Here is a 24959-nt window from a genome sequence, read left to right as displayed (position 1 = left end):
CATGGCCCATCTCTTTCTCCTGGGCGTCATCTATGTGGCCTTCATCAGCCTGGGGCTGCCCGACAGCATTCTTGGGGTCGCCTGGCCGGCCATGCGGGCCGACCTGGGCCAGCCGCTCGCCTCGGTCGGACTGATCACCATTGCATTGACCATCTGCTCGGCGATGTCGAGCTTTGCCAGCGGCATGGTGGTCAAGCGCATCGGCACGGGTGCGGTGGTCATGCTCAGCGGCTTTCTCACCGGGCTGGCCTTGCTGGGCTTTTCCCTGGCGCCCGGCTTCGGCTGGCTGCTGGTCCTGGCCATCCCGCTGGGTCTGGGCGGTGGCGCGGTGGACGCCAGCCTCAACCACTTTGTCGCCGCGCACTATTCATCCCGGCACATGAACTGGTTGCACGGTTTCTGGGGGGTGGGCGCCACCATCGGCCCCTTCATCATGGGCTCGGCCCTGGCGGGTGCGGCCGGCTGGGCCGGTGGTTACCGCACGGTGGCGCTCATCCAGCTCACCCTTTCCGTGCTCCTGTTGTTAACGCTGCCTTTGTGGCGCCGTGAAAACACCAGCGCACCCGACGAGTCCGACCCCAAGGCTGCAGCCCCCACCTTCAAACCCACGCATGTGGGGGCACTGTGGCTGGCACCGCTGACCTTCCTGCTCTATGTGGCGGCTGAAATGGGCACGGGCCTGTGGGCGGCCAGTATTCTGGTCAACGACCGTCACATGGACGCGCTGACCGCCGGCCTGTGGGTATCGGTTTTTTTTGGCTCGATCACCGCAGGCCGGTTTGGCGTTGGCCTGGTGGCCAACCGCCTGGGCAACCGGCGGCTGGTCCGGTTGGGCATTCTGTGCGCCACCACCGGTGCGGTGCTGTTTGCCATCCCGGGGCTGCCTGCCTATGGGTCACTGGCCGGGCTGATGCTGATGGGCGTGGGCTGCGCGCCGGTATTCCCGTCGCTGATGCATGAAACCTCACGCCGCTTTGCACCCGACACCGCCCGCCAAGTCATCGGCCGCCAGATTGGCGCAGCCTACGTGGGCGGCTCGGTCATGCCTGCGGCCTGCGGGTTGCTGGCCACCTACGCCGGACTGGGCGTCGTCATGCCGTTTGTGGTGGTCTTGCTGCTGCTGTTGCTGGTGGCAACGGAATACCTCAACCGGTTGACTTGACACCTCACCATGCGTTTTTGCCGATTCTGCAGGACGAATTTGAAGCAGGCGACTTGTGATATGCAGGCTTGAACGACCTAAAATACGCCGTTCTGCACCGCCTTTCATGAAGGCGGGCCCCATCCGATTCACAACATTCCCCATGCCCAACACGCCACCGGCCCACCCCGTTCGCAGCCAGTACGAAGACTTCATGCGCCACGTGGACACCCACGGCGTGTTCAAGGCCGACCGCACGGGCACCGGCACCAAAAGCGTGTTTGGCTACCAGATGCGCTTCGACCTGAACGAGGGCTTTCCACTGGTCACCACCAAAAAAGTGCACCTGCGCTCCATCATTCAGGAGTTGTTGTGGTTTCTCACCGGATCGAGCGACAACAACTGGCTCAAGGAGCGCGGTGTGAGCATTTGGGACGAATGGGCGCGGCCGGACGGCGACCTGGGCCCGGTCTATGGCGTGCAATGGCGAAGCTGGCCCACGCCGGATGGCGGCCACATTGACCAGATCACAGAGGTCATAAAAACGCTCAAGGCCAACCCCGATTCGCGCCGCATCATCGTCAGCGCCTGGAACGTGGCGGACCTGGACAAGATGGCGCTGATGCCTTGTCACGCGTTCTTCCAGTTCTACGTCGCCCCGGCCACCGTGCCGGGCGGCAAAGGCAAACTCAGCTGCCAGCTGTACCAGCGCAGCGCCGATATTTTTCTGGGCGTGCCCTTCAACATTGCCAGCTACGCACTGCTCACCCACATGGTGGCGCAGCAATGCGACCTGGAGGTGGGCGATTTCATCTGGACCGGCGGCGACTGCCACATCTACAGCAACCACAGCGAGCAGGTGGCCCTGCAACTGAGCCGTGCGCCGCTGGCCTACCCCACGCTGCACATCAAACGCAAACCGGCGTCCATCTTTGACTACGCGTTTGAAGACTTTGAAGTGCGGGGCTACGAATGCCACCCGGCCATCAAGGCACCCGTGGCGGTTTGACATGGCGCTGCACCTGATATTTGCCCGCGCGGCCAATGGCGTCATCGGCAAGGACAACACCCTGCCCTGGCATTTGCCTGAAGACATGGCGCACTTCAAGCGCACCACGCTGGGCTGCCCGGTGATCATGGGCCGCAAGACCTGGGACTCGCTCCCTCCCAAATTCCGTCCCCTGCCCGGTCGCCTCAACGTCGTGGTGACGCGTCAGGCCGACTGGCAGGCGCAAGGTGCCTTGTGCGCCCATTCGCTGCCCGAGGCGATGGCTTTGTGCCCCGCAGACAGTGAGGCCTGGGTCATCGGCGGTGCCGAGATTTATGCACAAGCGCTACCGCTGGCCAGCACGGCCGTGGTCACCGAAATCGACATGGACTTTGACGGCGACGCTTACGCGCCCACCTTCGGGCCCGAATGGCGTGAAACCGCGCGCGAGCGGCACACCTCCGTCAAGGGATTCAGCTTCAGTTTTGTCACTTACACCAAGCAAACAGGAATTTAAAACATGTCAGGTCATGGATTTCACGTACACGGTCCGCACGACCACGAGCTGGAGCACGCCCAACAAGGCGGGCACGGGGGCGAACACGGCGGCATGATCAACCAGATCGCCATGTTCACCGCCATCATCGCCACCGTGGGCGCGCTGTTTGGCTACATGGGCGGGGCCACGCAGGCCAATGCAGGACTGTTCAAGAACAACGCCGCCATCAAGAAGACTGAAGCCTCCAACCAGTGGAATTTCTTCCAGGCCAAGAGCACCAAACAGTCACTCGCAGAACTGGCGCGTGATTTGGCGCCCGAGGACAAAAAGACCACCTACCAGGCCAAGGTCGAGCGCTACGAAAAGGAAAAAACCGAGATCAAAGCCGGGGCCGACAAACTCGAAGCGCAAGCCACCCAATGGGACCAGCAAAGCGACGAGCAAATGCACCAGCACCACCGCTGGGCGCAGGCCACCACGGTGCTGCAAGTCTCCATCGCGCTGGCCGCCATTTCCCTGCTGACCAAAAAGAAGTGGCTCGAGTACGCCATGTTTGCCGCGGGCGGCGTCGGCGTGGTCGTCGGCGGCCTGGCAGCGCTACATATTTAATAGCTTCCTGCGTATATACAACGGGGGCTAGAGCCTTATTTGACTATGAAATTTGCTACCTGGAACGTGAATTCCCTGACCGTGCGCCTGCCGCAGGTACTGGACTGGCTCGCTGCCCACCCGGTCGATGTGCTGGTGCTGCAGGAACTGAAGATGACGGACGACAAGTTTCCGGCAGAGGCCTTCATGCAAGCGGGTTACCACGCCCAGTGGTTTGGCCAGAAAACCTACAACGGCGTGGCCCTGCTGTCGCGCATCCCGGCCACCCAGGTGGTCAAGAACATCCCGGGTTTTGACGACGACATGGCGCGTGTGATCAGCGCCGACGTGAACGGCGTGCGGGTCATTGGCGGCTATTTCCCCAATGGCCAGGAACCCGGCAGCGACAAGTTTGAATACAAGATGAGTTGGCTTAAAGGCCTGCGCGACTGGATCAAGGCCGAGTTGGTCAAGAACCCCCAGCTGGTGTTGATGGGCGACTACAACATCACCTTTGACGACGAAGACGTGTGGGACCCGGTTGGCCTCAAAGACACCATTCACTGCACGGAAGAAGAGCGCTACCACCTGCGTGCGCTCATTTCGCTCGGCCTGCATGACGCTTACCGGCTGTTCCCGCGCGAGGAGAAAACTTATTCCTGGTGGGACTACCGCGACTTCGCCTTTCGTCGCAACCGGGGCCTGCGCATCGACCATATTCTGGTCAGCGACGCGCTCAAGCCGTTGGTCACGGGCTGTGTGATCGACAAGGCGCCACGCAAGAACGAGCGTCCCAGCGACCACGCTCCGGTGGTTGTGGACATTGCCTTGAGCTAACGCAGACTGCTATTTAATCAATAGCAGTCTGTGTACGTCCTGCCTGGGCTAGTGGCCTTTTTCCTCTAAACCCAGCTCCTGGATCTTGCGGGTGATGGTGTTGCGGCCAATACCGAGTTTTTGCGCGGCTTCGATGCGCCGCCCCCGGGTGGCGGCCAGCGCGGTCAGAATCAGTCGAGACTCAAAACGGCGCGTCAACTCATCCCACACATCGTGCCGGTCGGTCGCGAGCAGGGCGATGGCATCGGCCTCCAAGCCCATCTCCCAACCCAGACCCGCCAATTGCGCCATGGGGTCCATCACCGGCGCCGTACTCGGCGCCGCGGGTGCGGCCGCAACAACCGGTGCCACGCCCTGCGAATGATCCGCAAAAACCGACACGGCCTGCAACACAGGCGCAGCAGCCTCCACGCTTCCTGAGGTGCTGAAACCCACCTCGGGCGGCAAGTCCTTGGGCTCAATCACCTGCGCGGGCGCCATCACGGTCAGCCAGTGGCAGATGTTTTCCAGCTGGCGCACATTGCCCGGAAAGGCAAAGTTGCCCAGCCACAGCAGCGCGGAATCGGCAATGCGCTTGGGCTCCACACCCAGCTGGCCGGCGCTTTGCTGCAGAAAATGGCGCGTGAGCATGGGAATGTCTTCCCGCCGTTCACGCAGCGCCGGCAGACGCAGGCGAATCACGTTGAGGCGGTGAAACAAATCCTCGCGGAACGCGCCGTCCTTGACGCGCTGCTCCAGGTTCTGGTGCGTCGCCGCAATCACGCGCACATTGGTCTTGACCGCGCCATGCCCGCCGACACGGTAGAAATGGCCATCGCTCAACACCCGCAGCAAGCGGGTCTGCAGATCAAACGGCATGTCGCCAATTTCGTCCAGAAACAGCGTGCCCCCGTCGGCCTGCTCAAAGCGGCCGCGGCGCATGGTTTGGGCGCCCGTGAAGGCACCGCGCTCATGACCGAACAACTCGGACTCCAGCAGGTCTTTGGGGATGGCGGCTGTGTTGATCGCCACAAACGGGCCATTGGCGCGGGGCGAGTGCTTGTGCAGCGCACGCGCCACCAGCTCTTTGCCCGAACCGGACTCGCCGGTGATCATCACCGTCACATTGCTCTGGCTCAAGCGACCAATCGCACGAAACACGTCTTGCATGGCGGGTGCCTGACCGAGCATCTCCGGCGTTTCCGCCATGCGCTCTTCAGCCACTTCTTCGCGCAGGCTTTCTTCCACGGCACGGCGAATGAGTTCAACCGCCTTGGGCAAATCAAACGGCTTGGGCAGGTACTCGAAAGCGCCCCCCTGAAAGGCGGACACCGCGCTGTCCAGGTCGGAATACGCGGTCATGATGATCACGGGCAGGCCAGGGTATTTCTCCTTGACCTTCTCCAGCAGGTCCAGCCCCGAGCCGCCGGGCATGCGAATGTCGCTGACCAGCACCTGCGGACCGTTTTCCTCATTGGAGGTGCTGAGCGCGGTCAGGACATCGCGTGGATTGGTGAAGCTGCGGGTAGGAAGGTTCTCACGCAGCAGCGCCTTTTCCAGTACGAAGCGGATGGACTGGTCATCATCTACGATCCAAATCGGCTTCATGGGATTGGGTCACCTCAGGTCAATGGCTAAAAAGCACAGGTTATGGGAGCGGAATCAATATCTTGAAATCCGTGTGGCCTGGCACACTGTCGCACTCGATCAAACCATGGTGCTGCTGAACAAAGGTTTGCGCCAATGTCAGCCCCAGCCCCGAACCTCCATCACGCCCGGACACCAGCGGATAAAAAATACGGTCCTTGATCGAGTCTGGTACACCAGGCCCGTTGTCAATGACATGCAATTCCAATGCCAACCGATAGCGCTGTTTTCCAAAAGTGACCTGGCGCGCAATGCGCGTGCTGAAAGTCAACTGCGCCACCCCTTGCGCAATCTGCTCCGACAAGGCCTGGCAAGCGTTGTGTGCGATGTTGAGCACGGTCTGGATGAGCTGCTCGCGGTCGCCCCGAAACTCGGGAATCGAGGTGTCGTAGTCGCGCACCACGCTTAAGCCCTTGGGGAACTCGGCTGAAATCAGCGAGCGCACCCGCTCACACACCTCATGAATATTCACATCCCCCACCAGATGCGGACGCCGGTGTGGCGCCAGCAGTCGGTCCACCAGAGTCTGCAAGCGGTCTGCCTCATGGATGATGACCTGCGTGTACTCGGTGAGCTCGCGGGATTCAATCTCCATCTCCAGCAACTGCGCAGCGCCGCGGATGCCGCCCAACGGGTTCTTGATCTCATGGGCCAGGTTGCGGATCAACTCCTTGTTGGCCTGGGCCTGCTCCGCCAGACGCTCTTCGCGGTCCTGACGCGCCTGTTGCTCCAGGGGCAGCAACTCGACGATGATTTCATCGGCTTTTTCAGTCTGCGTCACGATCACGTGCACGGGCAGGGCCTCGTGGTTCAGCCGCTTGAGCCAGGCGTCATAACGCAGGGCCGCAAATTCATTGCCCCCGGCGCCCAACAAGCCGTTGCGCAAATGGGTAGGCTCGGTAAAACTGTCCGGAAAATGAGACCCCACGATCGCGCGGCGCGAAATGCCCAACGCGTCTTCCAGCGCCGCGTTGGCAAACAGCACGGAGCCGTTGCTGTGCACCACCGCCACCAGCGTGGCCAACAGGTCGAATGTCTGAAAACGCACGGCGGTCGAGGCCGCCGTGACCGGAGCGGGGACGGGCTTACTCACACGCCCTACTTTGCCGCAGCAGCTGCATTGCTGGGGCCGCGACGCCCCAACTCGCGCCGGATACCGGCAATATCACTCTCATTGCGCGCGAGGCTGGCCTTGAGCTCGGCCACGCGGTCCAGGTACTTTTGATGGTTGCGGGCTTCGCCGCCCATTTTTTCAGGCTCACCGTTGTTGTATTCCTTGAGCAGTTCAGCCTGGCGGACTTCTGCTTTTTTAAGTTCAATTTCAAGAATCTGGCGGGCATCAGAGTCGCGCGACTTCTGGTCATTGTTCTCAACCCGCTGTCCTGGTGCAGAGGTGCCGGAAGGTGCTGCTGATGCGGCAGTGACCGCACGGGCAGGGGCTGGCGCAGCCGGGCGGGCACCGGGCACCACGGTCACACTGGTACCCTCCATGAGCTTGCAGCCTCTGGCCTTGGCATCAGGCAGGGTGTTGGTGTAGTAGTTGTTGTCGCACTTGTACATGGGCTGGGCCAGGCTGCTTTGCGCAAAAGCAGCAACAGCCAAAGAGATCAACACAACATATTTCATACATTTCCCACGCGGTAAAAAAGCACAGTGCATTTTGCCAGTATGCGTCAAGGCCTTACAAAGTGAAAAGTCATGGTTTTTCCAATAAAAAAGGACGGCCGGGGCCGTCCTTTTTTTGCCAATCGCTGTAACAAGTTACAGCACAGGCCGGGCTGGATTACAGCGAGTAGTACATGTCAAACTCAATCGGGTGAGTGGCCATGCGCAAACGCGTGACTTCCTGCATCTTGAGGTCGATGTAAGCGTCGATGTAAGAGTCAGTGAACACACCGCCCTTGGTCAGGAAGCTGCGGTCTGCATCCAGGCAGTCCAGCGCCTGGTCCAGGCTGTGGCAGACCGTTGGGATCAACTTGTCTTCTTCGGGTGGCAAATGGTACAAGTCCTTGCTGGCGGCTTCGCCAGGGTGGATCTTGTTCTCAACGCCGTCCAGACCCGCCATCAGCAGAGCCGAGAAGCCCAGGTACGGGTTCATCAGTGGATCAGGGAAACGTGCCTCAACGCGACGGCCTTTAGGGTTCGCCACGAAGGGGATACGGATCGAAGCCGAGCGGTTCTTGGCCGAGTAAGCCAATTTCACAGGTGCTTCGTAGCCAGGCACCAGGCGCTTGTAGCTGTTGGTACCTGGGTTGGTGATGGCGTTCAGGGCACGGGCGTGCTTGATGATGCCGCCGATGTAGTACAGCGCGAAGTCTGACAGTCCTGCATAGCCGTCGCCAGCAAACAGGTTCTTGCCGTCTTTCCACACCGACTGGTGCACGTGCATGCCGGAACCGTTGTCGCCAACGATGGGTTTGGGCATGAAGGTCGCGGTCTTGCCATAGGCATGGGCCACGTTCTGGATCACGTATTTTTGCAACTGAACCCAATCAGCGCGCTGAACCAGCGTGCTGAACTTGGTGCCGAGTTCCATCTGGCCAGCGTTGGCCACTTCGTGGTGGTGCACTTCAACGGGAATGCCGAGGGCTTCGAGCACCAGGCACATTTCCGAGCGCATGTCCTGGAAGCTGTCCACTGGGGGCACGGGGAAGTAGCCACCTTTGACGGTAGGACGGTGGCCGGTGTTGCCGTGCTCGTATTCCTTGCCGGTGTTCCAGGCGGCTTCTTCAGATTCGATCTTGGAGAAGCAGCCGGACATGTCATTGCCCCAACGCACACCGTCGAACACGAAAAACTCTGGCTCTGGACCGAAGTAGGCGGTATCACCAAAGCCGGAGGCCTTCATGTACGCTTCAGCGCGCTTGGCCAGTGAACGGGGGTCACGCTCGTAGGCTTTGCCGTCGATGGGGTCAACCACATCGCAAGTCAAAATCAGGGTGGGTTCCTGGAAGAAGGGGTCGACGTTGGCCGTGTTCGGGTCAGGCATCAACTGCATGTCGGAGGCTTCAATGCCCTTCCAGCCAGCGATGGACGAACCGTCAAACGCATGACCCGACGTGAACTTGTCTTCATCAAAATGAGAAACAGGCACGGTAACGTGCTGCTCTTTGCCACGGGTGTCGGTGAAACGGAAGTCAACAAACTTGACTTCGTTTTCTTTCACCATCTTCATGACGTCTGCGACGGTCTTGGCCATCAAATACTCCTGGTTGGGTCGTTGTTGAAAATGTTTCAGGGATGCGAATGCAGTTTTTATGCCAAGGCTGACAAAACACCGATTCACCAGTCCCGTATTTTGCCCTGAGTTTGGCCCCGTTTGGACAGCCGAACGCGGAACATGCAGAGCCATTTGGAATTTAAATGCACCAAAAAAGTGCAATTAAATTCAACACCGAAATGGCTCACTTAATTACGCACCAATTCAGGGCCAAGCGTCAATTCAAAGGTGGCCAGCCCGGCCAGCAGCGCCGGATAGGCTTTTGCAACCAGGCCGGGTTCACCTTTGACGCCCAACTCAATGTGACGCCCGTATTGCGGGTGGTCGACGCTGGGCAGGCTGAAGATCTTGACCCCTTCATGGTCGCGCTCAAGGTCTTCCATCAGGGGCGTCAACGCGGCCTCCATGGCGCCAAACACAATGACCGATTTCTCAATCCACGCCGCGGTTTGATGCAGATGCGGGTAGCAGGTGTCAAGCACCCACGCCATCATGGGCCAAGCCATCACCGGGAAACCGGGCACGAAGTGAACGGAGCCACAACTGAAACCGGGAATTTGGTTGAACGGGTTGGGAATGATCTGCGCATCGGCAGGGAACACGCCCATGTTCAACCGGTGAATGTTGTCGGGACGATCTGGCTCATACATGGTGCCCTGCTCTTTGGCCAGGTCACGCATGCGCTGGCGAATCAGGTCCTCAGCCTCGGGGTGAAGCACCAGTTCACGGCCCAGCGCCTTGGCAGCACACTGGCGGGTATGGTCGTCCGGCGTGGCACCAATACCCCCAGTGGAAAACACGATATCGCCCGAGGCAAATGCCCGCTTCAGGGTCGCGGTGATGCGCTCGGGAGAGTCGCCCACGTAGTCAGCGTAGTCAAGCTGCAGACCGCGCTCCTTGAGCAGTTCAATGACCTTGGACAGGTGCTTGTCAGTGCGTTTGCCGGACAGAATCTCGTCACCGACGATGATCAGCCCAAAACGGGGCATGGTGTTAACGCAGGGTGTTGGGGCCGGAGGAGTTGTCATTCGGCCATGTTACCGCCTGCACGTCCAACGTGGCCGGCGCAGGGCCAAGCACCGGGACCGGGACCGAGGCCGCGGTTGCAGCAGCCACCGCGGCCTCGGTACGCAAGAATTGCAAGGCCGCCAGGCAGTAGTGCGCAAACCACAGTGATGAAAACGCGAACACCAAGGTGTAAATCCAGATCGCCACCGGCACTAGGATGGGCGCCATGGCAATGAACATGGCACCGGAGGCCCAGATCAGGCTTGGCGCGGCGCCCAGATAACCGCAAAAAACGCCAATCCCCAGCAGCCACCCCCGGTGCTTGCGAAACAGCTCACGTCGTTCCAGCGGGCTGGCATGCTCGGCCAGCGCATCAAATGCCATGACACGGTAGGTGAGCCAGCCCCAGATCAAAGGAGGAAGTATCAAAATCAGCGGCGGTACCAGCCACAGGGGAATCGAGACGACGATGGCGATGAGGGCCAGCAAGGTCGAGCCGACTGACCAGACAATACTGAACATCATGGAGCCGCCCTTTTTGCGCTCCAACTGCGGGAAACGCCGCTCGGCCACCAGCATGGTGAGCGCAGGCGTCATCAGCACCGCCACCATGAGCAGGGAAAGCACCACGATGATAGGCGTCACGGCAACCACCACCAGCAAGGGCGCCAGCACGGTCTTGAGGCTGCCCGCCCCCACGCTTTGCAGCCAGCCCCAGATGTTGTTGATGATGGAGGACGCTTCGAGCATCGTGCGCACCCAGTCCAGCGTGCTGTCCCAGTAGTAATAGCCCAGGCCCAGTGACAGCGCCACCATCAGGACCAGCGGCAAAAAGGACAGGGCAATGACACGGGGGCGTATGCAGTAGGCCGCCGCACGCCACAAGGAGTCAAGGAACAGATTCATGCGGCGAGCATAACCCGACGCGCCCTGAGCAAAAATGGCGCTACGCGCGCCCTGCCAAACGCTTGAGCCCCAGCCACTGCTGCGCCCAGAAGCCCCGGCCATAATCGCGGCCCTGCTCGACCTGGTCGCGAACACCGGTCGCATCAAACCGGAGTTCGAAGTTGGCCGTGCCAAACAGCATGTCCCACCAAGGCAACAGCACGCCAAAGTTATGCCCACCCAGCGTGTTCTTGCCGGTCGACTCGTGGCCAAGGCCAATACTGTGGTGCAAGCGGTGAAAACGCGGACTGATCCACAGGCGTTCGCCCACACGGCCAAACCAGAGACGCAGGTTGGCATGCTGAAAGCTCTCGCTAAGCTGGGTGAACGCCACAATCGCCACAAACTGGCTGGGTGCGATGCCGATGAGTTGCGCCACCACGACCACGATCACGTCTCTGAGCACGTCATCCAGCAAGTGGTTGCGGTTGTCAGTCCACATCGTCATCTGACGTTGGGAATGGTGCAGGGCGTGCAGCTTCCACCACCATTCAAACTGGTGTTGGCCGCGGTGGATCCAGTAATCCAGCGCATCAATCACCACCAGGTACAGCAGCAAGCTCACCACGGGCCGGTCGGTCACGCCCGGCCACAGGGCATCCAGCTGAAAGGTACTGAGACCTGCCACGCGCAAGGCGCCAAAGAATTCATCGAACAGGGGGTCCAGCGAAAAAAACAAGACCAGCCCAAATAACCCGAGGCGGTGGATGACGGTGTACAGCATGTCGATGCGCACCGCCGCATGGTCGGTCACCGGTTCAACCGGACGCCAGCGTTGCAAGGGCCCGATGACGGCGACCAGAACGACAAGCTGAATCAGCCCCACCAACAGCCAGCCCGCGGCCACATACCCGTCTGACAGGAGATTGCCCATCCCCAGCGCGAACATGACCGGCTGAAAAACAGATTCAAACAGCCAGCCTTGGGCGTCTGAGAACGTATTGGCAAAAAAGTCCATCAACAACTCACGTCTTCAGGGTCGCGGACTAGTGGCCCGGTGCCATCACCCAGGCTTTGTAAGCCGGGTGATCACGCAGCGTGGCAAAGCAAAAGCCCTTGTCCTTGAGACCCATGATGAGCGGCTCCAGCACGGTGGGCGCCCACGGATCTTTGCGCGACCAGATACCCAGATGGGCCATCAGGATGTCGCCTTTTTTGATGTCACGGAGTGCTTTATTGAGCAAGGCTTCATTGCTGAACTTCTCGCTGGGCAACTCGTCGCCCAGAAAACCGGCGGGCGCCCAGCCCACATGCTCGTACCCACAGGCCTTCGCCACCGCCAGGAGGCGTGGCGATGTTTTGCCGCCCGGTGCGCGAAACAAGGACAAAGGTTTTTTGCCCGTGAAGTCTTGCAGGCGCTCATTCGCATAGGCCAATTGGCCGCAGTATTTTTTGGCATCAAAGGTAAATTCACGGCCCTCAAAGGCGCCAGCGGTGGCCTGCATGCGGAACTTGGGCTCGACACCGGGCAGGTCCCCCCGCCAGTACACATGGTCATAGGTGTGCGAGGCAAACTCATGTCCTTCGGCCGACCGGGCTTTCCACCACGGCGCCCAGTGGTTACCCAGACTGCCGTCGCCGACCTTGGTACGCTCATTGGCGGCAAAAAAAGTGACCTTGACGTTTTGGCGTTTGAGCACGTCGGCAATCAAGGAGGCCACTTCCATGTGGCCGGTATCGAAAGTCAGATACAGCGGGTTTTCACAGGCTTTTGGTGCCACAGCGTCCGCCGAACGCGCGGGAGTAGCTATCAAAAATATAGCACCCAGGAGCAACGGGAGTTTATTGCCGGGCAGCATGAGCGAGTGTCCAGACGCCATGTGGTGACTTGCCGACATTGACCTGGCGTACCACCTGGCGTGTTTTGGTGTCGATCACGGTCAGCTTCTTGGCCCAACGCGACGCCACGTAAAGGAACTGGCCGTCAGGCGACAGATCCATACAGTCCGGCCCACTGGGCGCCGGGTAGCTCTCGACAACGGACATGGTCTGGTAATCGATCTTGCTGATGGTATTGGCCACCCGGTTGCTCACAAACACGTGGCGCTTGTCGCCCGCACCGCGAAATGCATGCGCGCCCTGCCCGGTTTTGATCAGCTTGACCAAACGGGGTTCGCGACCGGAGACGTCATACACCTCCACACCCTCGCCGCCGGTCAGGCCCACGAGCAGAAACTTGTCGTCCGGGGTGCCAAACACATCAGCTGGCATGGCGCCGGTCTTGCCGCGCCATTTGAGGGTTTGGCTGACCAGGTCGATCATTACCAACTCGTCGCTGTCCTGCATGGAGGCGTAGACCACGCTGCTTTTGCTGTCAATCCAGAGATGGCTGGGCGTCTTGCCGGTGGCAATGCGTTTGGCCAGCGTCAGGTTGCTGCCATCCCAGCGGTAAATGTCCACATGGTTGAGCCGGTTGGCCACGGTGACAAACCACTTCATGTCGGGCGAGAAACGCAACTGATAGGGGTCCAGAATGTCGCGCACGGTGCGCTGCACCTCGGCCGTCTTCGGGTCCACAAACAACAGGGAGTCGCTCAGCGCATTGGCAATCACCAGCGACTTTTCATCGGGGGTGAGGTACATGTGATGCGGCTCTTTGCCGGTGGGGATGCGCTTGGTCTCGGTCCAGGTCACGGGATCAATCACGCTGACGCTGGCATCCAGCGAATTCAGGACAAAAACGGGTCTGGCTTGGGCATGGGCTGCCAATGGCGCCAAAGCGGCCATCGTCAAGGCCATGACACTGGTGATTCGAGCGGACCGTTGGATCAGGGAAAAAGCAGGAAAACAGGCGGAAAACGTCACAATGCAGCACTCTTTCAGGTAACCGTCAAGTGTAGCTGTCATCTCCCGCCCGCTGCCGCCGCCCCTGCGCCAGCCATCAACGACTTGTTGCCTTAGGTCAACCGGCGATGCTGGCAAGGTCCGCCGGGCTTAACCAGCGCCACTGGCCTGGCGCGAGATCATCGGGCAACTTCAGGCCACCAATCCGGGAGCGCTGCAAACCCTCCACCCGGTTGCTGACAGCGGCTACCATGCGTTTGACCTGGTGGTACTTGCCCTCTGTCAGGGTCAGGCGCAGATGGTGACTGGACACCGCCTCGGCCGCAGCCGCCCGCACGGGCTTGGGGTCATCGTCCAGCACCACACCTGCCAGCAGCTTGCTGACCTGCTGGTCGTCCAGCGGGTGTTTGACAGTCACCTCATACACCTTGGGCACATGGTGGCGCGGTGAACTCATGCGATGGATGAACTTGCCGTCGTCCGTGAGCAGCAGCAGGCCGGTGGTGTCCTGGTCCAGCCGACCGACCGCCTGCACCCCTTGCACCGCACCTTTTTGCGGACGCAGGCGCAGCGGTGACGGCAACAGGGTGTAAATGCTGGGGTAAGTTGACGGCTTCTGGGAGCATTCGGTCGCCGTGGGCTTGTTCAGCATCACATAGGCTTTTTCATGGTAGGGCCAATCGATGCCCTGCACCTGGAAACGCAAACCTTCTGCTACAAATTCAGTAGCTGACTCCGTACATTTAACGGGGGCTACAGCCTCATTTGACTCATAAACCTGCACCAAGCCCTGTTGAACCAGGCCGGCACACACACGTCGGGTTCCGAAACCCTGGGAATAAAGAATGTCTTGTAACTGCATGCCCCGAGTATCGCAAAGCCGGACAAGCAGTCCGGCAAGGTGCAATGAAAACGCCAGGAACAAAACCTGGTGCCCAAAACATTCAGGGAATGATTGAATCCGTCAACGTGATTCGATGAGGATCAGGCCTTTTTGGCGTAGGCGCTGCACCAGCCCTTGCCAGCCACTTGCTTGCCGGCAAACAACGGACAGCCACCCGCTGCATCGGCAGGCTTACCCTGGTACAGCGCACAGTTGCTGCAAACCTGGCCAGCGGCATATTTGGGGAACTTGACTTTGTCAGTCTTGGTAGCGTCTGCCTTGTAGCCCAAAGCGGCCGCTTGTGCGTCTGACTCCGCGACCATGGCACCTTGGGCCATGACGTTACCGGCCATCAAGGCGCCGCTGGCAAAGCTGAGTTGAACGATAAATTCGCGACGGTTAGACATGAGTTTTTCCTGAGTTGTTGAGAATTGATGATATGCCCGCGCCTGAACGCAAACATATAAGCGAATTCTGATCTATCGGACTCCACTTGTCCAAGTCAACCTCAATACCCGGCTAATACAGTCAAGGATGACGGGAATCGCCGCAAGGCCTGCGAGGCCCAAGAACCCACGGAATTCGGGCGATTTTTTGTAACTGGGCGTTAGCGTACAGAAAGGACCAAAACCTGTCCAATCGAGAGAAATCGCGCGATATTGACCGCCAGTCGGCTGACGCCAACCCGGAAATACGTCTCCCAGCCATCGGATGATGCCCGGTAAACCGCGCAACTCCTCCCTGAATTGGCAAGGAAACAAAGCGATACATGCCTCTGTCAACCCGGCTGTAAGCTTCAAACAGCATCAAAATTAATACGTCGGAAGAGGTCATCATGTCATCCAGAACATACCGTCTCGACAACTTTGCATCATTCACCAGCGCGTATCTGCCAGTGGCGGACTCGTCCGAATTCCTTTTACAGGTTGACCGAGCGCTATCCGTGACATTGGGGGAAGTTCAAGAACCGCAGGCCGCCAGATTTACCTTTCGGGTGACGCCTTCTTGGAAAAACGAAGACCATCATGGCAAAACCGAGCCCCATTGACCGATTTTTAATGCAGAAGTCGCAACAAAGAAAAAGGCCTCCGAGTATCGCTACTTGGAGGCCTTTGTCATGCGGTATGGGCTGGGGGGTCAATTGAAAGATACCTTGAAACCCGCATGGATGCTAGATTTTTCATCTTTCATCTCCGTTATGTTCCCCGGTTTGTTCCCCGGTATTGCTTTTGCTACCCCTACAAACTGACCGAAAATGGCCCGGCGTTTAATCTTGCTTGAACTGAAAAATCCTCTGCAACTTCTTTTCAATCTGTTGCAGCCTTGTGACGGTGCCATCCTTGGGCCTGTCCTGCCATTTGCTGATTTTGAATTAATTCAAAAAGGGAAATTTAATCTCTGCGTGGGGTAACAGTTAGTGTCCGGCTTCGCAAAGTGCCAGACTTTGCACCCGCCCCCGCCTCGCGTGCGCGTGTGCGCGATGATCAAAGAAAACCCCCGTCTTTCGCGCACGCGCACGACACGTTTTGTGCGTTAGCGTTATCTCAAACCTTCGCAGTCGGTTGACATCGTGATGAAGCGCAGACTTTTATCAGCCCCTTCCAGACACGGACTCCCCAAACAGAAAACCCCGCCAATGCGGGGTTCGTTGTCAGCCTGATAGCGGCTTAGGTATTAGATTCGTTTTGATCGGCGGGACACTGCGAGTGCCAACAATGCCAGTCCAAAAAGGCCAAGAGTTTCCGGTTCCGGCACCGCGCTGCTATTGATATTGAATACGGCGGCTGCGCCCTGAGAAGCAGACCCGGTATTAAAGTTAAAAGTCATAGCGTGGTCAGTAAACCCGAAATTACTGGTAAACGCAGCGTTAAATCCAGAGTTAGACGCGAGTGACAAGGACGTGATGACGTCATCAAAACCGCTGAACGTATAGGTTCCAAAACCGCCCCAACCTACGCCATTAGCAGTAACCGTGAGTGTATTTGCCCCAAAGTCAAAATTAACGTAGTTCGCGATTCCCTTGAATTCAACTCCGCTGCCAATCGTGGCACTCGCTGGTCCCAAAGAGATTCCGCTTGCTGAAATGGTGTCTCCAACCAACGTTGCATTTGCAAAGGTTGACACAGCGGCGGCGCCAACAAACAGCAATGAAATGGCGATGGACTTGATGGTGGTGAATTTCATATTTGCTTCCAACTTGTTATGGTGATCGATGCAATCAAATATGCACGGATCGCGCCAACGAACGTAACTCATTGATAAATATCAAATACGTGCGAAATTTCACGTATCAGCTGTAACAACATGTAAACTTTCTCGACACATTTAGGGGCCGTTTTTAGGCTGCCACTGGCATTTAGTTGCGGTGTGATTCGGCGCTTTGCGAGACGGCAACTAGTCCTTATCCAACCCCTACAGTCCCATCCTCTGCATCTTGGCTTTCAGCCGCCCCATCGTCACCGCCAGCCCGGCCATGGTCTGCCGCTCATAGCCCTCATAGATGGCCATCAATCGCCAGTAGGTGCGCCAGTGCATCCCCTTGGGTTTGCCGCCTGCCCCATGGATCACGCCAGGCACCCAGCCCAACCGGTCGCGTAGCTTGTTAGCCCGTCGATAGCCACCACTGTTTGCCGTCTCGTTATTGCTGTTGTAGGCCAGCCGGTGGCAGTGCCTGCACGCAAACACCGCGCCCCCGTACAGCACCGCCACACGCCGCCCACAGCCCACCGCCGGGCACAGCCACCAGACACGCTGCCCGCCATAGTTGCAGCCTGTCCAGTCCAGGCGTACCGGGTAATCCATGCGCTTGGGTTCGCCCCCATACGGCGTTGTCTGATAGATCAGCCTCACCTTGTCGGCTTGTACCTGCATTTCAATGGACGCCACTTGTTCACCGTTGCGGCTCCAAGTCCAGTTCAATGACTTGCCCGGCCTCAGACATCCGGCACGCTGGATTTTTCGTACATCCAAGGCCCGTTTATCAGTTGTGCAACTCTTGCCCATGGCCTACCCATTTTTAAAACCGAAATCAATTGGCAAGTTTGGAAACCCGCGACACTGAATTGGCGTCTGACCGTGCGCCGCCAGCGCTCCCCACGACCTTTTGGCTTGCATCGTGGGTGGTAATATTTCCACTCAAGCCGCCGCAGCGTTGCCCCATGTGTCATTGCCAGCACCAGCAGACACGGAATTGACTGCAACAGATGGCATATTTAGATGGCTTCCGTTAGACGGTGTAGAAAGCATCCCCAAATGGGGGGCTATTGCGCCGTGAGACGGTGCTAAGGCCAAACGCTCTACACCGCCAGACGGTTTAAGGCTAGCGTTTTCGTTTTTCGGTTGCCGCCACTTTTCGTAAAGTTCTTCCCGCGTGGGTTTGGCATGGAGCACAACCCCCGATGCGTAGGCCCCTCTACGGAAAGACTCCAATGCGCCCACGTCGTAACCCTTCAACTTGTCCAGGCGTTGCCAGGTCACGGCGTACCAGCTTGCCTTGTTCGGTCGCTGCCCCATAACCGTCTCGAAGATGAAGCCAGCCGCAATCAGTTCTCTTTTGGCACGGGTAATCACGTCGGCACTCTTCCATGCCCGCGTGCGCAGGTACCCGGTGTTCTGACCTGGTGCAGCGCCTGCAAGCGGCGCGGCGTGATTTACGGCTGCCCCAAGAACTGGCCAAGCTGGACCGGTTTGACTTGCTGATTCTGGATGACCTCAGTTACGTGCGTCGTGACCAGGCAGAGACTTCCGTACTGTTCGAGTTGATATCGGAGCGCTATGAGCGAAAGAGTTTGGCCATCACGGCCAATACACCGTTCTCGCAGTGGGGTGCCCGGTCAGTGGCTGGATGCTTCGCAGCAGCGCCACAGCTTGCGTCGGCAATGGTACGGTGTGGGCTTCGCCCTGCTTTTTTTCCAGCTTGGTGCGCTTCATTTTCATGCTGGGGATCGTCCACAACGCCCCGTCTAAATCAAGCTCGCCCCATTCCATCATGCGCAGGTTGCCAGGCCGTTGGTAAAGGTATGGGGTTAGCTGTAAGGCTGTGCGCACAATCGGCCCGCCCTTGTAGCCCTTGATAGCCCGCATCAAGCCGCCCATGCGCACCGGGTCAAGGATGGCCGCAAAGGTTTTGCCACGGTAAGGTGTCAACCGGCCCTTCAGCCCTTCGGTGATGTTGCGTTGCTGGACGTGGGCAGTGGGTAGCCAATAGTCCCAAACCTGCCGCGCCAGCATTAAAACCCGGTCAGCCGTTTCAATCGCGCCGCGTTCCTCTACCTTTTGGAGTGCCGCCAGTAGATCCATCGGGTTAATGTCGGTCATGAGTCGGTCACCGATCCATGGGAACAGGTCACGCTCAAACTGGCGCAGGGACCGCTCTGCGTGGCTTTCGCTCCATTGCGGGGACTGTTTGCCGTACCACTCCAGGGCCACAGCTTTGAAGGTGTCGCCACCGGTTCGCGTCGCTTTCAGCTTTTCAACCTTGCGCACCTGTACGGGATCAGCGCCGGTTGACTTTTGCAGCTTTGCAGCATCACGGGCTTTTCTGGCGTTGGTCAGGCTCACGTCTGGATAACTGCCCAGCGCCAATTGCTTTTCAGCACCAGCAATGCGGTATTTCAGAAACCAGCGTTTGGATCCCGCCGGACTGACTTGCAGATACATCCCACCCGAATCTGCAAACCGGGCTTGTTTCCGGCCTGGTGGACAAACTGCATTGCGGCATTGCGGATCGGTCAGCATGGGGAAAAGCCTCGGGTGAATGTGGGGTGCAACATAGGGAAAGGGGGTACAAAACCGATTTAACCCCTGTTTTCTCTACTTCCCCCCCCGTTTGTACCCCCGCGATGGGCCGACTGTCAATGTATGCCTTTGTAGGCTATTGCACTGTAAGAGGTTGATTTACCAATGAAAAAGGCCTCCGAGTATCGCTACTTGGAGGCCTTTGTCATGCGGTATGGTGGAGCTGGGGGGATTTGAACCCCCGTCCGCAAGCCTTCTTCGGGCAGATCTACATGTTTAGTGGTCTGATTTGAGTCTCGCCCTTGTGAACGCGCAGCCACACGCTTTCACCGTCGCCAGCACCCTATTTTCTCGCCCCCGGTTAAGGTACCCAACCCGGAGCCAGCCCATGTAATTATCTTTACAGCCTGGAATCCCTAACTTGCGTTAAAAACCCCTTGCCCAGCCCATCGGCCTGCTGTTGTAAAGCTCACTGGCAATTAAGCAGCGAGTGCGAAACGTTCGTCGTTTGCAGTTAGTTTGTTTGAATCTGTTTTACGAGCGCATTCAGCTCGACATGCACCACACCGCGTCCGAACCCACGTCGAAACCAGTGCAGCCCCATGATCGCTATTTTAGGCCTTTGCGAGCAATTGCAATAGGCCCTCAGGAGAATTAATAACGGCATGAGCGCCCCACCCCGACGCATTGGCGTTTTGCCCCAGATAACCATAAGTGGCGGCAACCGTAACCATGCCGGCAGCCAGCCCTGCCACGATGTCACGCTCGTCGTCTCCCACATACAGACAGTGGGCAGGGTTGATGGCGAGTTGCCTCGCCGCCTCGAACAAGGGCTCCGGATGCGGCTTGGCATGTGGCGTGGTGTCGCCGCTGATGACTGTACGGGCCGTTGCAAACAAGGGCATGGCTCGCGTCAGAGGGGCGGTAAAACGAGCCGACTTGTTGGTGACCACACCCCACGGCAAATCCTCCGCCAGCAAATGCGTAATGAGCTCTGGAACGCCATCAAAAGCGTATGTTCGCTGCGTCATGCATTGCTCGTAATTTGTGAAGAATTCTTCACGCAAGGCGGCAAAGTCCGCATCTTCAGGAGTCAACCCGAACGCGACACCAATCATTCCGCGCGCACCAGCGCCCGCCATAGGCCGGTAGCGTGCGGCAGGCAACGAAGGCAGGCCGCGGTCCACCCGCATTTTGTCGGCTACCGCGCCCAAGTCGGGGGCACTGTCGATCAAGGTGCCATCAAGGTCAAAAAGTACCGCCTTGACCATGGCAAACATGCCCGTGGTGCCGCTCACAGAATTGGACTCGCAGGCTTTTGGGTGGCAAACAGGTAATTAACGCCAGTGTCGGCACTCATCCAGTATCGGCGGGTCAACGGGTTGTATTCCATGCCACGGGTGTGGTGCAGGTCCAGTTCAGACGCACGGCAATAGCCTGCCAATTCGCTGGGTCGAATCATTTTGGCGTATTCATGGGTGCCACGCGGCAACAAATTGAGCACGTACTCAGCGCCAACAATAGCAAACAAGAAGGATTTGGGGCTGCGGTTCAAGGTCGAGAAAAACACCCAACCACCTGGTTTGACCAAGGTAGCGCATGCTTTCACCACGGACGCAGGGTCGGGTACATGCTCCAGCATTTCCATGCACGTGACGATGTCAAAACTGCCAGGCTGCTCTGCGGCCAGGGCTTCGACGCTAACTTCGCGGTACTGAACATTCAGTGTTTGCGCTTCAAGAGCATGCAATTGGGCCACCCTGAGGGCCTTGGTTGACAGGTCAATCCCAGTAACGTCGGCACCCAACCGGGCCATGCCATCCGCAAGAATGCCACCACCGCAACCCACGTCCAGGACTCGCTGCCCGTTCACCGGGCAAAGACCATTGATCCAATCCAGGCGCAAGGGATTGATCTGATGCAATGGGCGGAACTCGCCATCCTTGTCCCACCAGCGGTGGGCGAGATCAGAAAATTTGGCCAATTCGGCCGGGTCAGCGTTCAGTGTTGAAGTCATGAGAGGATTATCGACAAAAACCAAAGCGCCTGGTCTGCGCGGCAGTAACCAGGCGGCCAGAAACAAAAAACCCCGCCAACGCGGGGTTTTTCGCTGAAGCTGGCTTTACAGCCAGCCTCCAAGTACCGTCAGCAATTACTTGCTAGCGCGGGTACCGACCACTTCGATTTCGACGCGACGGTTCTTGGCGCGGCCTTCGCCGGTCTTGTTGTCAGCAACTGGCTGCTTCTCGCCCTTGCCTTCGGTGTAAACGCGGTTTTTCTCGATGCCCTTGGACACCAAGTAAGCCTTCACGGCTTCCGAACGCTTGACCGACAGCTTCTGGTTGTAAGCATCAGTACCAACGGCGTCAGTGTGACCCACGGCAATGATGACTTCCAGGTTGATGTCCTTGACTTTGCCAACCAGATCGTCGAGCTTGGCTTTGCCTTCTGGCTTGAGGACAGCTTTGTCAAAAGCGAAGAACGCATCAGCTGCGTAAGTCACTTTGGTGGCAGCTGGAGGCGCAACAACTACTGGAGCTGGAGCTGGAGCAACGGATGCAGGAGCGGGTGCAGCCGTGGGGGCCACAGGCGCAGCGACCGGTGCTGGTGCAGGAGCCACGATGGCGCCATCGCAACCAACGGCAGCAGTTGCGGGTGTCCAGTTGGCATCGCGCCAGCACAGCTCATTGGTACCGTTCTTCCATGTAATGCCGTTGCTGCTGACCCAGTTGTCAACAGTTTGAGCGCCAGCCGCGGATGCAAGTGCTGCGGTAGCAATCAGCATTGCCACTTTGTTTAATTTCTTCATTGGTTCTCCTTTGGGGGAAAAAAGCCGCAGCAGCGCTGCGAATAACTTATAAGACGCTCTAAATGACCACCATCTAAAACGCTGCTTCCATTGTGCCACAGGGCCCATTGCGCCTTGAAACCTAGACCATGGCTCGAAGCATTGCGCTGGAAAAGCGTGGAAAAACACACGGCACCGTTGCAAGAACGCCACAAGACACGCCCTTACCTTAGAATAGGAGGTTGCCTTTGACATAGCCAGATACGACCTCCCATGACCCAGTTCGCCAAAGAAACCTTGCCCATCAGCCTTGAAGAGGAAATGCGGCGCAGCTACCTTGATTACGCCATGAGCGTGATTGTGGGGCGCGCACTGCCCGATGCGCGGGACGGTTTAAAACCGGTTCACAGGCGCGTCTTGTTTGCGATGCATGAGCTCAACAACGATTGGAACCGTCCTTACAAGAAGTCAGCGCGTATCGTCGGCGATGTGATCGGTAAATACCACCCGCACGGTGACAGCGCGGTGTATGAAACCATCGTTCGGATGGCGCAGGACTTCTCTCTGCGCCACATGCTGGTGGATGGCCAGGGCAACTTCGGCTCCGTCGACGGTGACAACGCAGCGGCCATGCGATACACGGAAATCCGCATGTCCAAGATCGCGCACGAGTTGCTGGCGGATCTGGACAAGGAAACAGTCGATTTCGGTCCCAACTACGACGGCAGCGAGCAAGAGCCACTGGTCATGCCCGCCCGTTTCCCCAATCTGCTGGTCAATGGCTCCTCCGGCATTGCCGTGGGCATGGCAACCAACATCCCGCCACACAATTTGAATGAGGTGGTCGACGGCTGTCTGCATTTGCTGCGTAACCCACAAGCCAGCATTGACGAGCTGATGGAGCTCATTCCCGCGCCTGACTTTCCGACTGCGGGCATTATTTACGGCATCAGCGGCGTCAAGGACGGGTACCGCACGGGACGAGGCCGCGTTGTCATGCGCGCCAAATGCCACTTTGAAGACATTGACAAGGGCCAGCGCCAAGCCATCATTGTTGATGAGTTGCCCTACCAGTGCAACAAAAAGACCTTGCAGGAACGCATGGCCGAGTTGGTGCATGAGAAGAAGATTGAAGGCATTAGCCACATTCAGGACGAGTCCGACAAATCCGGCATGCGGCTGGTGATTGAACTCAAGCGTGGCGAAGTGCCGGAAGTGGTGCTGAACAACCTGTACAAACAAACGCAGTTGCAAGATACGTTTGGCATGAACATGGTGGCGCTGATCAATGGCCAGCCGAAGCTTTGCAACCTCAAAGACCTGATTGAAGTCTTCCTGGAGCACCGCCGTGAAGTGATCACGCGGCGTACCATTTTCAATCTGCGCAAGGCACGCGAGCGTGGCCATGTGCTGGAAGGCCTGGCTGTTGCCCTTGCCAACATTGATGATTTCATTGCCATCATCCGCAACGCGCCCACGCCTCCCGTAGCCAAGGTTGAGTTGATGAACAGGCCGTGGGACAGCAAGCTGGTGCGCGAGATGCTCACCCGCACCCGCGCCGATGGCGGCATGGTGAATGTCGACGACTACCGTCCTGACGGGCTGGAAAAAGAACTTGGCATGGGCAAAGACGGCCTGTACCGCCTGTCCGAAACCCAAGCCCAGGAAATCCTGCAGATGCGTTTGCAGCGCCTGACCGGGCTGGAACAGGACAAGATCGTGGCGGAATACAAAGAAGTGATGGCCGAGATTGAGGACCTGCTTGATATTTTGGCCAAATCCGAACGCGTCTCCGTCATCATCAGCGAAGAGCTGACTGCCATCAAAACCGAATTCGGCCAGACCAAACTGGGTGCGCGTCGCAGCCATGTAGAGCACAGTTCGTTCGACTTAAGCACTGAAGACCTGATCACCCCGACCGATATGGTGGTGACGCTGTCTCACAGCGGCTACATCAAGAGCCAGCCATTGAGCGAATACCGCGCCCAGAAACGCGGTGGCCGCGGCAAACAAGCGACGGCCACCAAAGAAGACGACTGGGTTGACCAGCTCTTCACCGCCAACACCCACGATTACATCCTGTGCTTCAGCAACCGCGGCCGCCTGTATTGGCTCAAAGTCTGGGAAGTGCCGCAAGGCTCACGTGGGTCCCGCGGTCGCCCGATCGTCAACATGTTCCCGCTGCAAGAAGGCGAGAAGATCACGGTGGTGTTGCCGCTGACAGGCGAGAAACGCAGTTTCCCGGCCGACCAGTATGTGTTCATGGCGACGCGCATGGGTACCGTGAAGAAAACAGCGCTGGATGAATTCAGCAACCCGCGCAAGGCGGGCATCATTGCCGTGGACCTGGACGAAGGCGATTTCCTGATTGGCGCATCCCTCACCGATGGCAGCCACGACGTGATGCTGTTCAGCGACGGTGGCAAGGCCGTGCGCTTTGACGAGAACGACGTGCGCCCGATGGGCCGCCAGGCGCGCGGCGTGCGGGGCATGATGCTCGAAGAAAGTCAAAGCGTGATTGCCATGCTGGTGGCTGAAGACGAGCAGCAAAGCGTCTTGACCGCCACCCAAAACGGCTACGGCAAGCGTACCAACATCACCGAGTACACCCGCCACGGTCGAGGCACCAAAGGCATGATTGCGATTCAACAATCAGAACGCAATGGCAAAGTGGTGGCCGCTACCTTGGTGCACGTCGACGATGAAATCATGCTGATCACCGACAAGGGTGTGCTGGTGCGCACCCGTGTGAGCGAAATTCGCGAGCTCGGTCGTGCCACGCAAGGTGTGACGCTGATCGGTCTGGACGAAGGCTCACAACTGAGCGGACTGCAACGCATTGTCGAGAACGACGCAAACCCGGTAGCGGATGAGACTCCCGGTGAAGACGACGCTGCCACACCCGTCTAAACACT

General features: G+C 58.3%; 24 protein-coding genes, 1 other RNA gene and 1 pseudogene. 7 read left to right on the top strand and 19 right to left on the bottom strand.

What is annotated here, in order from left to right:
• Nucleotide 1: 1 nt before the first annotated feature.
• The 5 genes from AC097N_RS14075 (at nt 2) to xth (ending at nt 4053) form a co-directional block, all read left to right on the top strand.
• Nucleotides 2-1162, top strand: a complete 1161-nt coding sequence (locus tag AC097N_RS14075; protein WP_479581896.1) for an MFS transporter — start codon at nt 2-4, stop codon at nt 1160-1162.
• A 142-nt stretch (nt 1163-1304) separates the two neighbouring features.
• Nucleotides 1305-2150, top strand: a complete 846-nt coding sequence (locus AC097N_RS14070) for a thymidylate synthase (protein ID WP_479581895.1) — start codon at nt 1305-1307, stop codon at nt 2148-2150.
• 1 nt (nt 2151) lies between these two features.
• Complete coding sequence (locus AC097N_RS14065) at nt 2152-2646, top strand: dihydrofolate reductase (RefSeq protein WP_479581891.1); 495 nt, start codon at nt 2152-2154, stop codon at nt 2644-2646.
• Between the two features lie 3 nt (nt 2647-2649).
• Nucleotides 2650-3237, top strand: coding sequence for a DUF4337 domain-containing protein (locus AC097N_RS14060; protein WP_479581890.1), 588 nt, complete (start codon nt 2650-2652; stop codon nt 3235-3237).
• Between the two features lie 45 nt (nt 3238-3282).
• On the top strand, nt 3283-4053 hold the full coding sequence (gene xth, locus AC097N_RS14055; RefSeq protein ID WP_479581887.1) for an exodeoxyribonuclease III: 771 nt from the start codon (nt 3283-3285) through the stop codon (nt 4051-4053).
• 48 nt (nt 4054-4101) lie between these two features.
• Here xth and ntrC read toward each other — a convergent pair whose 3' ends face one another.
• The 14 genes from ntrC to AC097N_RS13985 form a co-directional block, all read right to left on the bottom strand.
• Nucleotides 4102-5640 (bottom strand): nitrogen regulation protein NR(I), encoded by a 1539-nt coding sequence (gene ntrC, locus AC097N_RS14050; RefSeq protein ID WP_479581886.1) that lies wholly within the window; start codon nt 5638-5640, stop codon nt 4102-4104.
• A 40-nt stretch (nt 5641-5680) separates the two neighbouring features.
• Complete coding sequence (gene glnL / locus AC097N_RS14045; RefSeq protein ID WP_479581885.1) at nt 5681-6772, bottom strand: nitrogen regulation protein NR(II); 1092 nt, start codon at nt 6770-6772, stop codon at nt 5681-5683.
• 5 nt (nt 6773-6777) lie between these two features.
• Nucleotides 6778-7305, bottom strand: a complete 528-nt coding sequence (locus AC097N_RS14040; protein ID WP_479581883.1) for a hypothetical protein — start codon at nt 7303-7305, stop codon at nt 6778-6780.
• A 157-nt stretch (nt 7306-7462) separates the two neighbouring features.
• A complete protein-coding gene (gene glnA / locus AC097N_RS14035) occupies nt 7463-8878 on the bottom strand; it encodes a type I glutamate--ammonia ligase (RefSeq protein WP_479581881.1) in 1416 nt (471 codons plus the stop codon).
• A 209-nt stretch (nt 8879-9087) separates the two neighbouring features.
• Nucleotides 9088-9888, bottom strand: a complete 801-nt coding sequence (locus AC097N_RS14030) for a competence/damage-inducible protein A (protein WP_479581879.1) — start codon at nt 9886-9888, stop codon at nt 9088-9090.
• A 4-nt stretch (nt 9889-9892) separates the two neighbouring features.
• The gene (locus AC097N_RS14025; RefSeq protein ID WP_479581877.1) at nt 9893-10813 is read right to left on the bottom strand and encodes an EI24 domain-containing protein; all 921 of its coding nucleotides are present in this window, start codon (nt 10811-10813) and stop codon (nt 9893-9895) included.
• 40 nt (nt 10814-10853) lie between these two features.
• Entirely contained in the window at nt 10854-11810 is a 957-nt protein-coding gene (locus AC097N_RS14020; protein ID WP_479581875.1) for a sterol desaturase family protein, read from the bottom strand.
• A gap of 28 nt (nt 11811-11838) precedes the next feature.
• A complete protein-coding gene (locus AC097N_RS14015) occupies nt 11839-12651 on the bottom strand; it encodes a polysaccharide deacetylase family protein (RefSeq protein ID WP_479581872.1) in 813 nt (270 codons plus the stop codon).
• Nucleotides 12635-13591 (bottom strand): YncE family protein, encoded by a 957-nt coding sequence (locus AC097N_RS14010; RefSeq protein ID WP_479582046.1) that lies wholly within the window; start codon nt 13589-13591, stop codon nt 12635-12637. Before AC097N_RS14010 ends, AC097N_RS14015 begins: the two co-directional genes overlap by 17 nt.
• Nucleotides 13592-13754: 163 nt before the next feature.
• Nucleotides 13755-14498 carry a 16S rRNA pseudouridine(516) synthase gene (locus tag AC097N_RS14005; RefSeq protein ID WP_479581870.1) on the bottom strand — a complete coding sequence of 248 codons (744 nt, stop codon included), beginning with the start codon at nt 14496-14498 and terminating at the stop codon, nt 13755-13757.
• A 122-nt stretch (nt 14499-14620) separates the two neighbouring features.
• The gene (locus AC097N_RS14000) at nt 14621-14926 is read right to left on the bottom strand and encodes a high-potential iron-sulfur protein (RefSeq protein ID WP_479581868.1); all 306 of its coding nucleotides are present in this window, start codon (nt 14924-14926) and stop codon (nt 14621-14623) included.
• Nucleotides 14927-16193: 1267 nt separating this feature from the next.
• Nucleotides 16194-16703 (bottom strand): PEP-CTERM sorting domain-containing protein, encoded by a 510-nt coding sequence (locus AC097N_RS13995; protein WP_479581866.1) that lies wholly within the window; start codon nt 16701-16703, stop codon nt 16194-16196.
• A gap of 228 nt (nt 16704-16931) precedes the next feature.
• The gene (locus AC097N_RS13990; protein ID WP_479581863.1) at nt 16932-17489 is read right to left on the bottom strand and encodes a hypothetical protein; all 558 of its coding nucleotides are present in this window, start codon (nt 17487-17489) and stop codon (nt 16932-16934) included.
• 165 nt (nt 17490-17654) lie between these two features.
• A complete protein-coding gene (locus AC097N_RS13985) occupies nt 17655-18089 on the bottom strand; it encodes a hypothetical protein (protein WP_479581862.1) in 435 nt (144 codons plus the stop codon).
• A 32-nt stretch (nt 18090-18121) separates the two neighbouring features.
• Here AC097N_RS13985 and AC097N_RS13980 point away from each other — a divergent pair.
• Nucleotides 18122-18343 (top strand): annotated as a pseudogene (locus AC097N_RS13980) (ATP-binding protein); the annotation flags it as partial.
• Here the strand turns inward: AC097N_RS13980 and AC097N_RS13975 are convergent.
• The 5 genes from AC097N_RS13975 to ompA all read right to left on the bottom strand — a co-directional run bounded on the left by AC097N_RS13975 (nt 18315) and on the right by ompA (nt 22065).
• Nucleotides 18315-19256, bottom strand: coding sequence for a tyrosine-type recombinase/integrase (locus AC097N_RS13975; RefSeq protein ID WP_479581860.1), 942 nt, complete (start codon nt 19254-19256; stop codon nt 18315-18317). The pseudogene AC097N_RS13980 and the gene AC097N_RS13975 overlap by 29 nt on opposite strands.
• Before the next feature lie 215 nt (nt 19257-19471).
• Nucleotides 19472-19858, bottom strand: a transfer-messenger RNA (tmRNA) gene (ssrA, locus tag AC097N_RS13970).
• A 12-nt stretch (nt 19859-19870) separates the two neighbouring features.
• The gene (locus tag AC097N_RS13965) at nt 19871-20536 is read right to left on the bottom strand and encodes an HAD-IA family hydrolase (protein WP_479582044.1); all 666 of its coding nucleotides are present in this window, start codon (nt 20534-20536) and stop codon (nt 19871-19873) included.
• Nucleotides 20537-20550: 14 nt separating this feature from the next.
• Entirely contained in the window at nt 20551-21273 is a 723-nt protein-coding gene (gene ubiG, locus AC097N_RS13960) for a bifunctional 2-polyprenyl-6-hydroxyphenol methylase/3-demethylubiquinol 3-O-methyltransferase UbiG (RefSeq protein WP_479581857.1), read from the bottom strand.
• 135 nt (nt 21274-21408) lie between these two features.
• Nucleotides 21409-22065 (bottom strand): outer membrane protein OmpA, encoded by a 657-nt coding sequence (gene ompA / locus AC097N_RS13955; RefSeq protein WP_479581854.1) that lies wholly within the window; start codon nt 22063-22065, stop codon nt 21409-21411.
• Nucleotides 22066-22317: 252 nt separating this feature from the next.
• On the opposite strand from ompA, the gene gyrA reads away from it, so the two are divergent.
• Entirely contained in the window at nt 22318-24954 is a 2637-nt protein-coding gene (gyrA, locus tag AC097N_RS13950; RefSeq protein ID WP_479581852.1) for a DNA gyrase subunit A, read from the top strand.
• The last annotated feature ends 5 nt before the right edge of the window (nt 24955-24959 follow it).

This window comes from Rhodoferax sp. LS1R11 (genome assembly GCF_056521395.1).
This window is presented reverse-complemented; position numbering and strand designations above follow the sequence as displayed.

Bases quoted from the DNA above. Each gene is read 5' to 3' on its own strand.
- AC097N_RS14000 (WP_479581868.1), bottom strand. From the start codon at position 14,926: ATGTCTAACCGTCGCGAATTTATCGTTCAACTCAGCTTTGCCAGCGGC.
- AC097N_RS13995 (WP_479581866.1), bottom strand. From the start codon at position 16,703: ATGAAATTCACCACCATCAAGTCCATCGCCATTTCATTGCTGTTTGTT.
- AC097N_RS14005 (WP_479581870.1), bottom strand. From the start codon at position 14,498: ATGCAGTTACAAGACATTCTTTATTCCCAGGGTTTCGGAACCCGACGT.
- AC097N_RS14030 (WP_479581879.1), bottom strand. From the start codon at position 9,888: ATGCCCCGTTTTGGGCTGATCATCGTCGGTGACGAGATTCTGTCCGGC.
- AC097N_RS14040 (WP_479581883.1), bottom strand. From the start codon at position 7,305: ATGAAATATGTTGTGTTGATCTCTTTGGCTGTTGCTGCTTTTGCGCAA.
- ompA (WP_479581854.1), bottom strand. From the start codon at position 22,065: ATGAAGAAATTAAACAAAGTGGCAATGCTGATTGCTACCGCAGCACTT.
- AC097N_RS14015 (WP_479581872.1), bottom strand. From the start codon at position 12,651: ATGCTGCCCGGCAATAAACTCCCGTTGCTCCTGGGTGCTATATTTTTG.
- AC097N_RS14020 (WP_479581875.1), bottom strand. From the start codon at position 11,810: ATGGACTTTTTTGCCAATACGTTCTCAGACGCCCAAGGCTGGCTGTTT.
- AC097N_RS14060 (WP_479581890.1), top strand. From the start codon at position 2,650: ATGTCAGGTCATGGATTTCACGTACACGGTCCGCACGACCACGAGCTG.
- AC097N_RS14070 (WP_479581895.1), top strand. From the start codon at position 1,305: ATGCCCAACACGCCACCGGCCCACCCCGTTCGCAGCCAGTACGAAGAC.
- ntrC (WP_479581886.1), bottom strand. From the start codon at position 5,640: ATGAAGCCGATTTGGATCGTAGATGATGACCAGTCCATCCGCTTCGTA.
- xth (WP_479581887.1), top strand. From the start codon at position 3,283: ATGAAATTTGCTACCTGGAACGTGAATTCCCTGACCGTGCGCCTGCCG.
- gyrA (WP_479581852.1), top strand. From the start codon at position 22,318: ATGACCCAGTTCGCCAAAGAAACCTTGCCCATCAGCCTTGAAGAGGAA.
- AC097N_RS14075 (WP_479581896.1), top strand. From the start codon at position 2: ATGGCCCATCTCTTTCTCCTGGGCGTCATCTATGTGGCCTTCATCAGC.
- AC097N_RS13965 (WP_479582044.1), bottom strand. From the start codon at position 20,536: ATGTTTGCCATGGTCAAGGCGGTACTTTTTGACCTTGATGGCACCTTG.
- glnA (WP_479581881.1), bottom strand. From the start codon at position 8,878: ATGGCCAAGACCGTCGCAGACGTCATGAAGATGGTGAAAGAAAACGAA.
- AC097N_RS14010 (WP_479582046.1), bottom strand. From the start codon at position 13,591: ATGGCCTTGACGATGGCCGCTTTGGCGCCATTGGCAGCCCATGCCCAA.
- AC097N_RS14065 (WP_479581891.1), top strand. From the start codon at position 2,152: ATGGCGCTGCACCTGATATTTGCCCGCGCGGCCAATGGCGTCATCGGC.
- AC097N_RS14025 (WP_479581877.1), bottom strand. From the start codon at position 10,813: ATGAATCTGTTCCTTGACTCCTTGTGGCGTGCGGCGGCCTACTGCATA.
- AC097N_RS13975 (WP_479581860.1), bottom strand. From the start codon at position 19,256: ATGCTGACCGATCCGCAATGCCGCAATGCAGTTTGTCCACCAGGCCGG.
- ubiG (WP_479581857.1), bottom strand. From the start codon at position 21,273: ATGACTTCAACACTGAACGCTGACCCGGCCGAATTGGCCAAATTTTCT.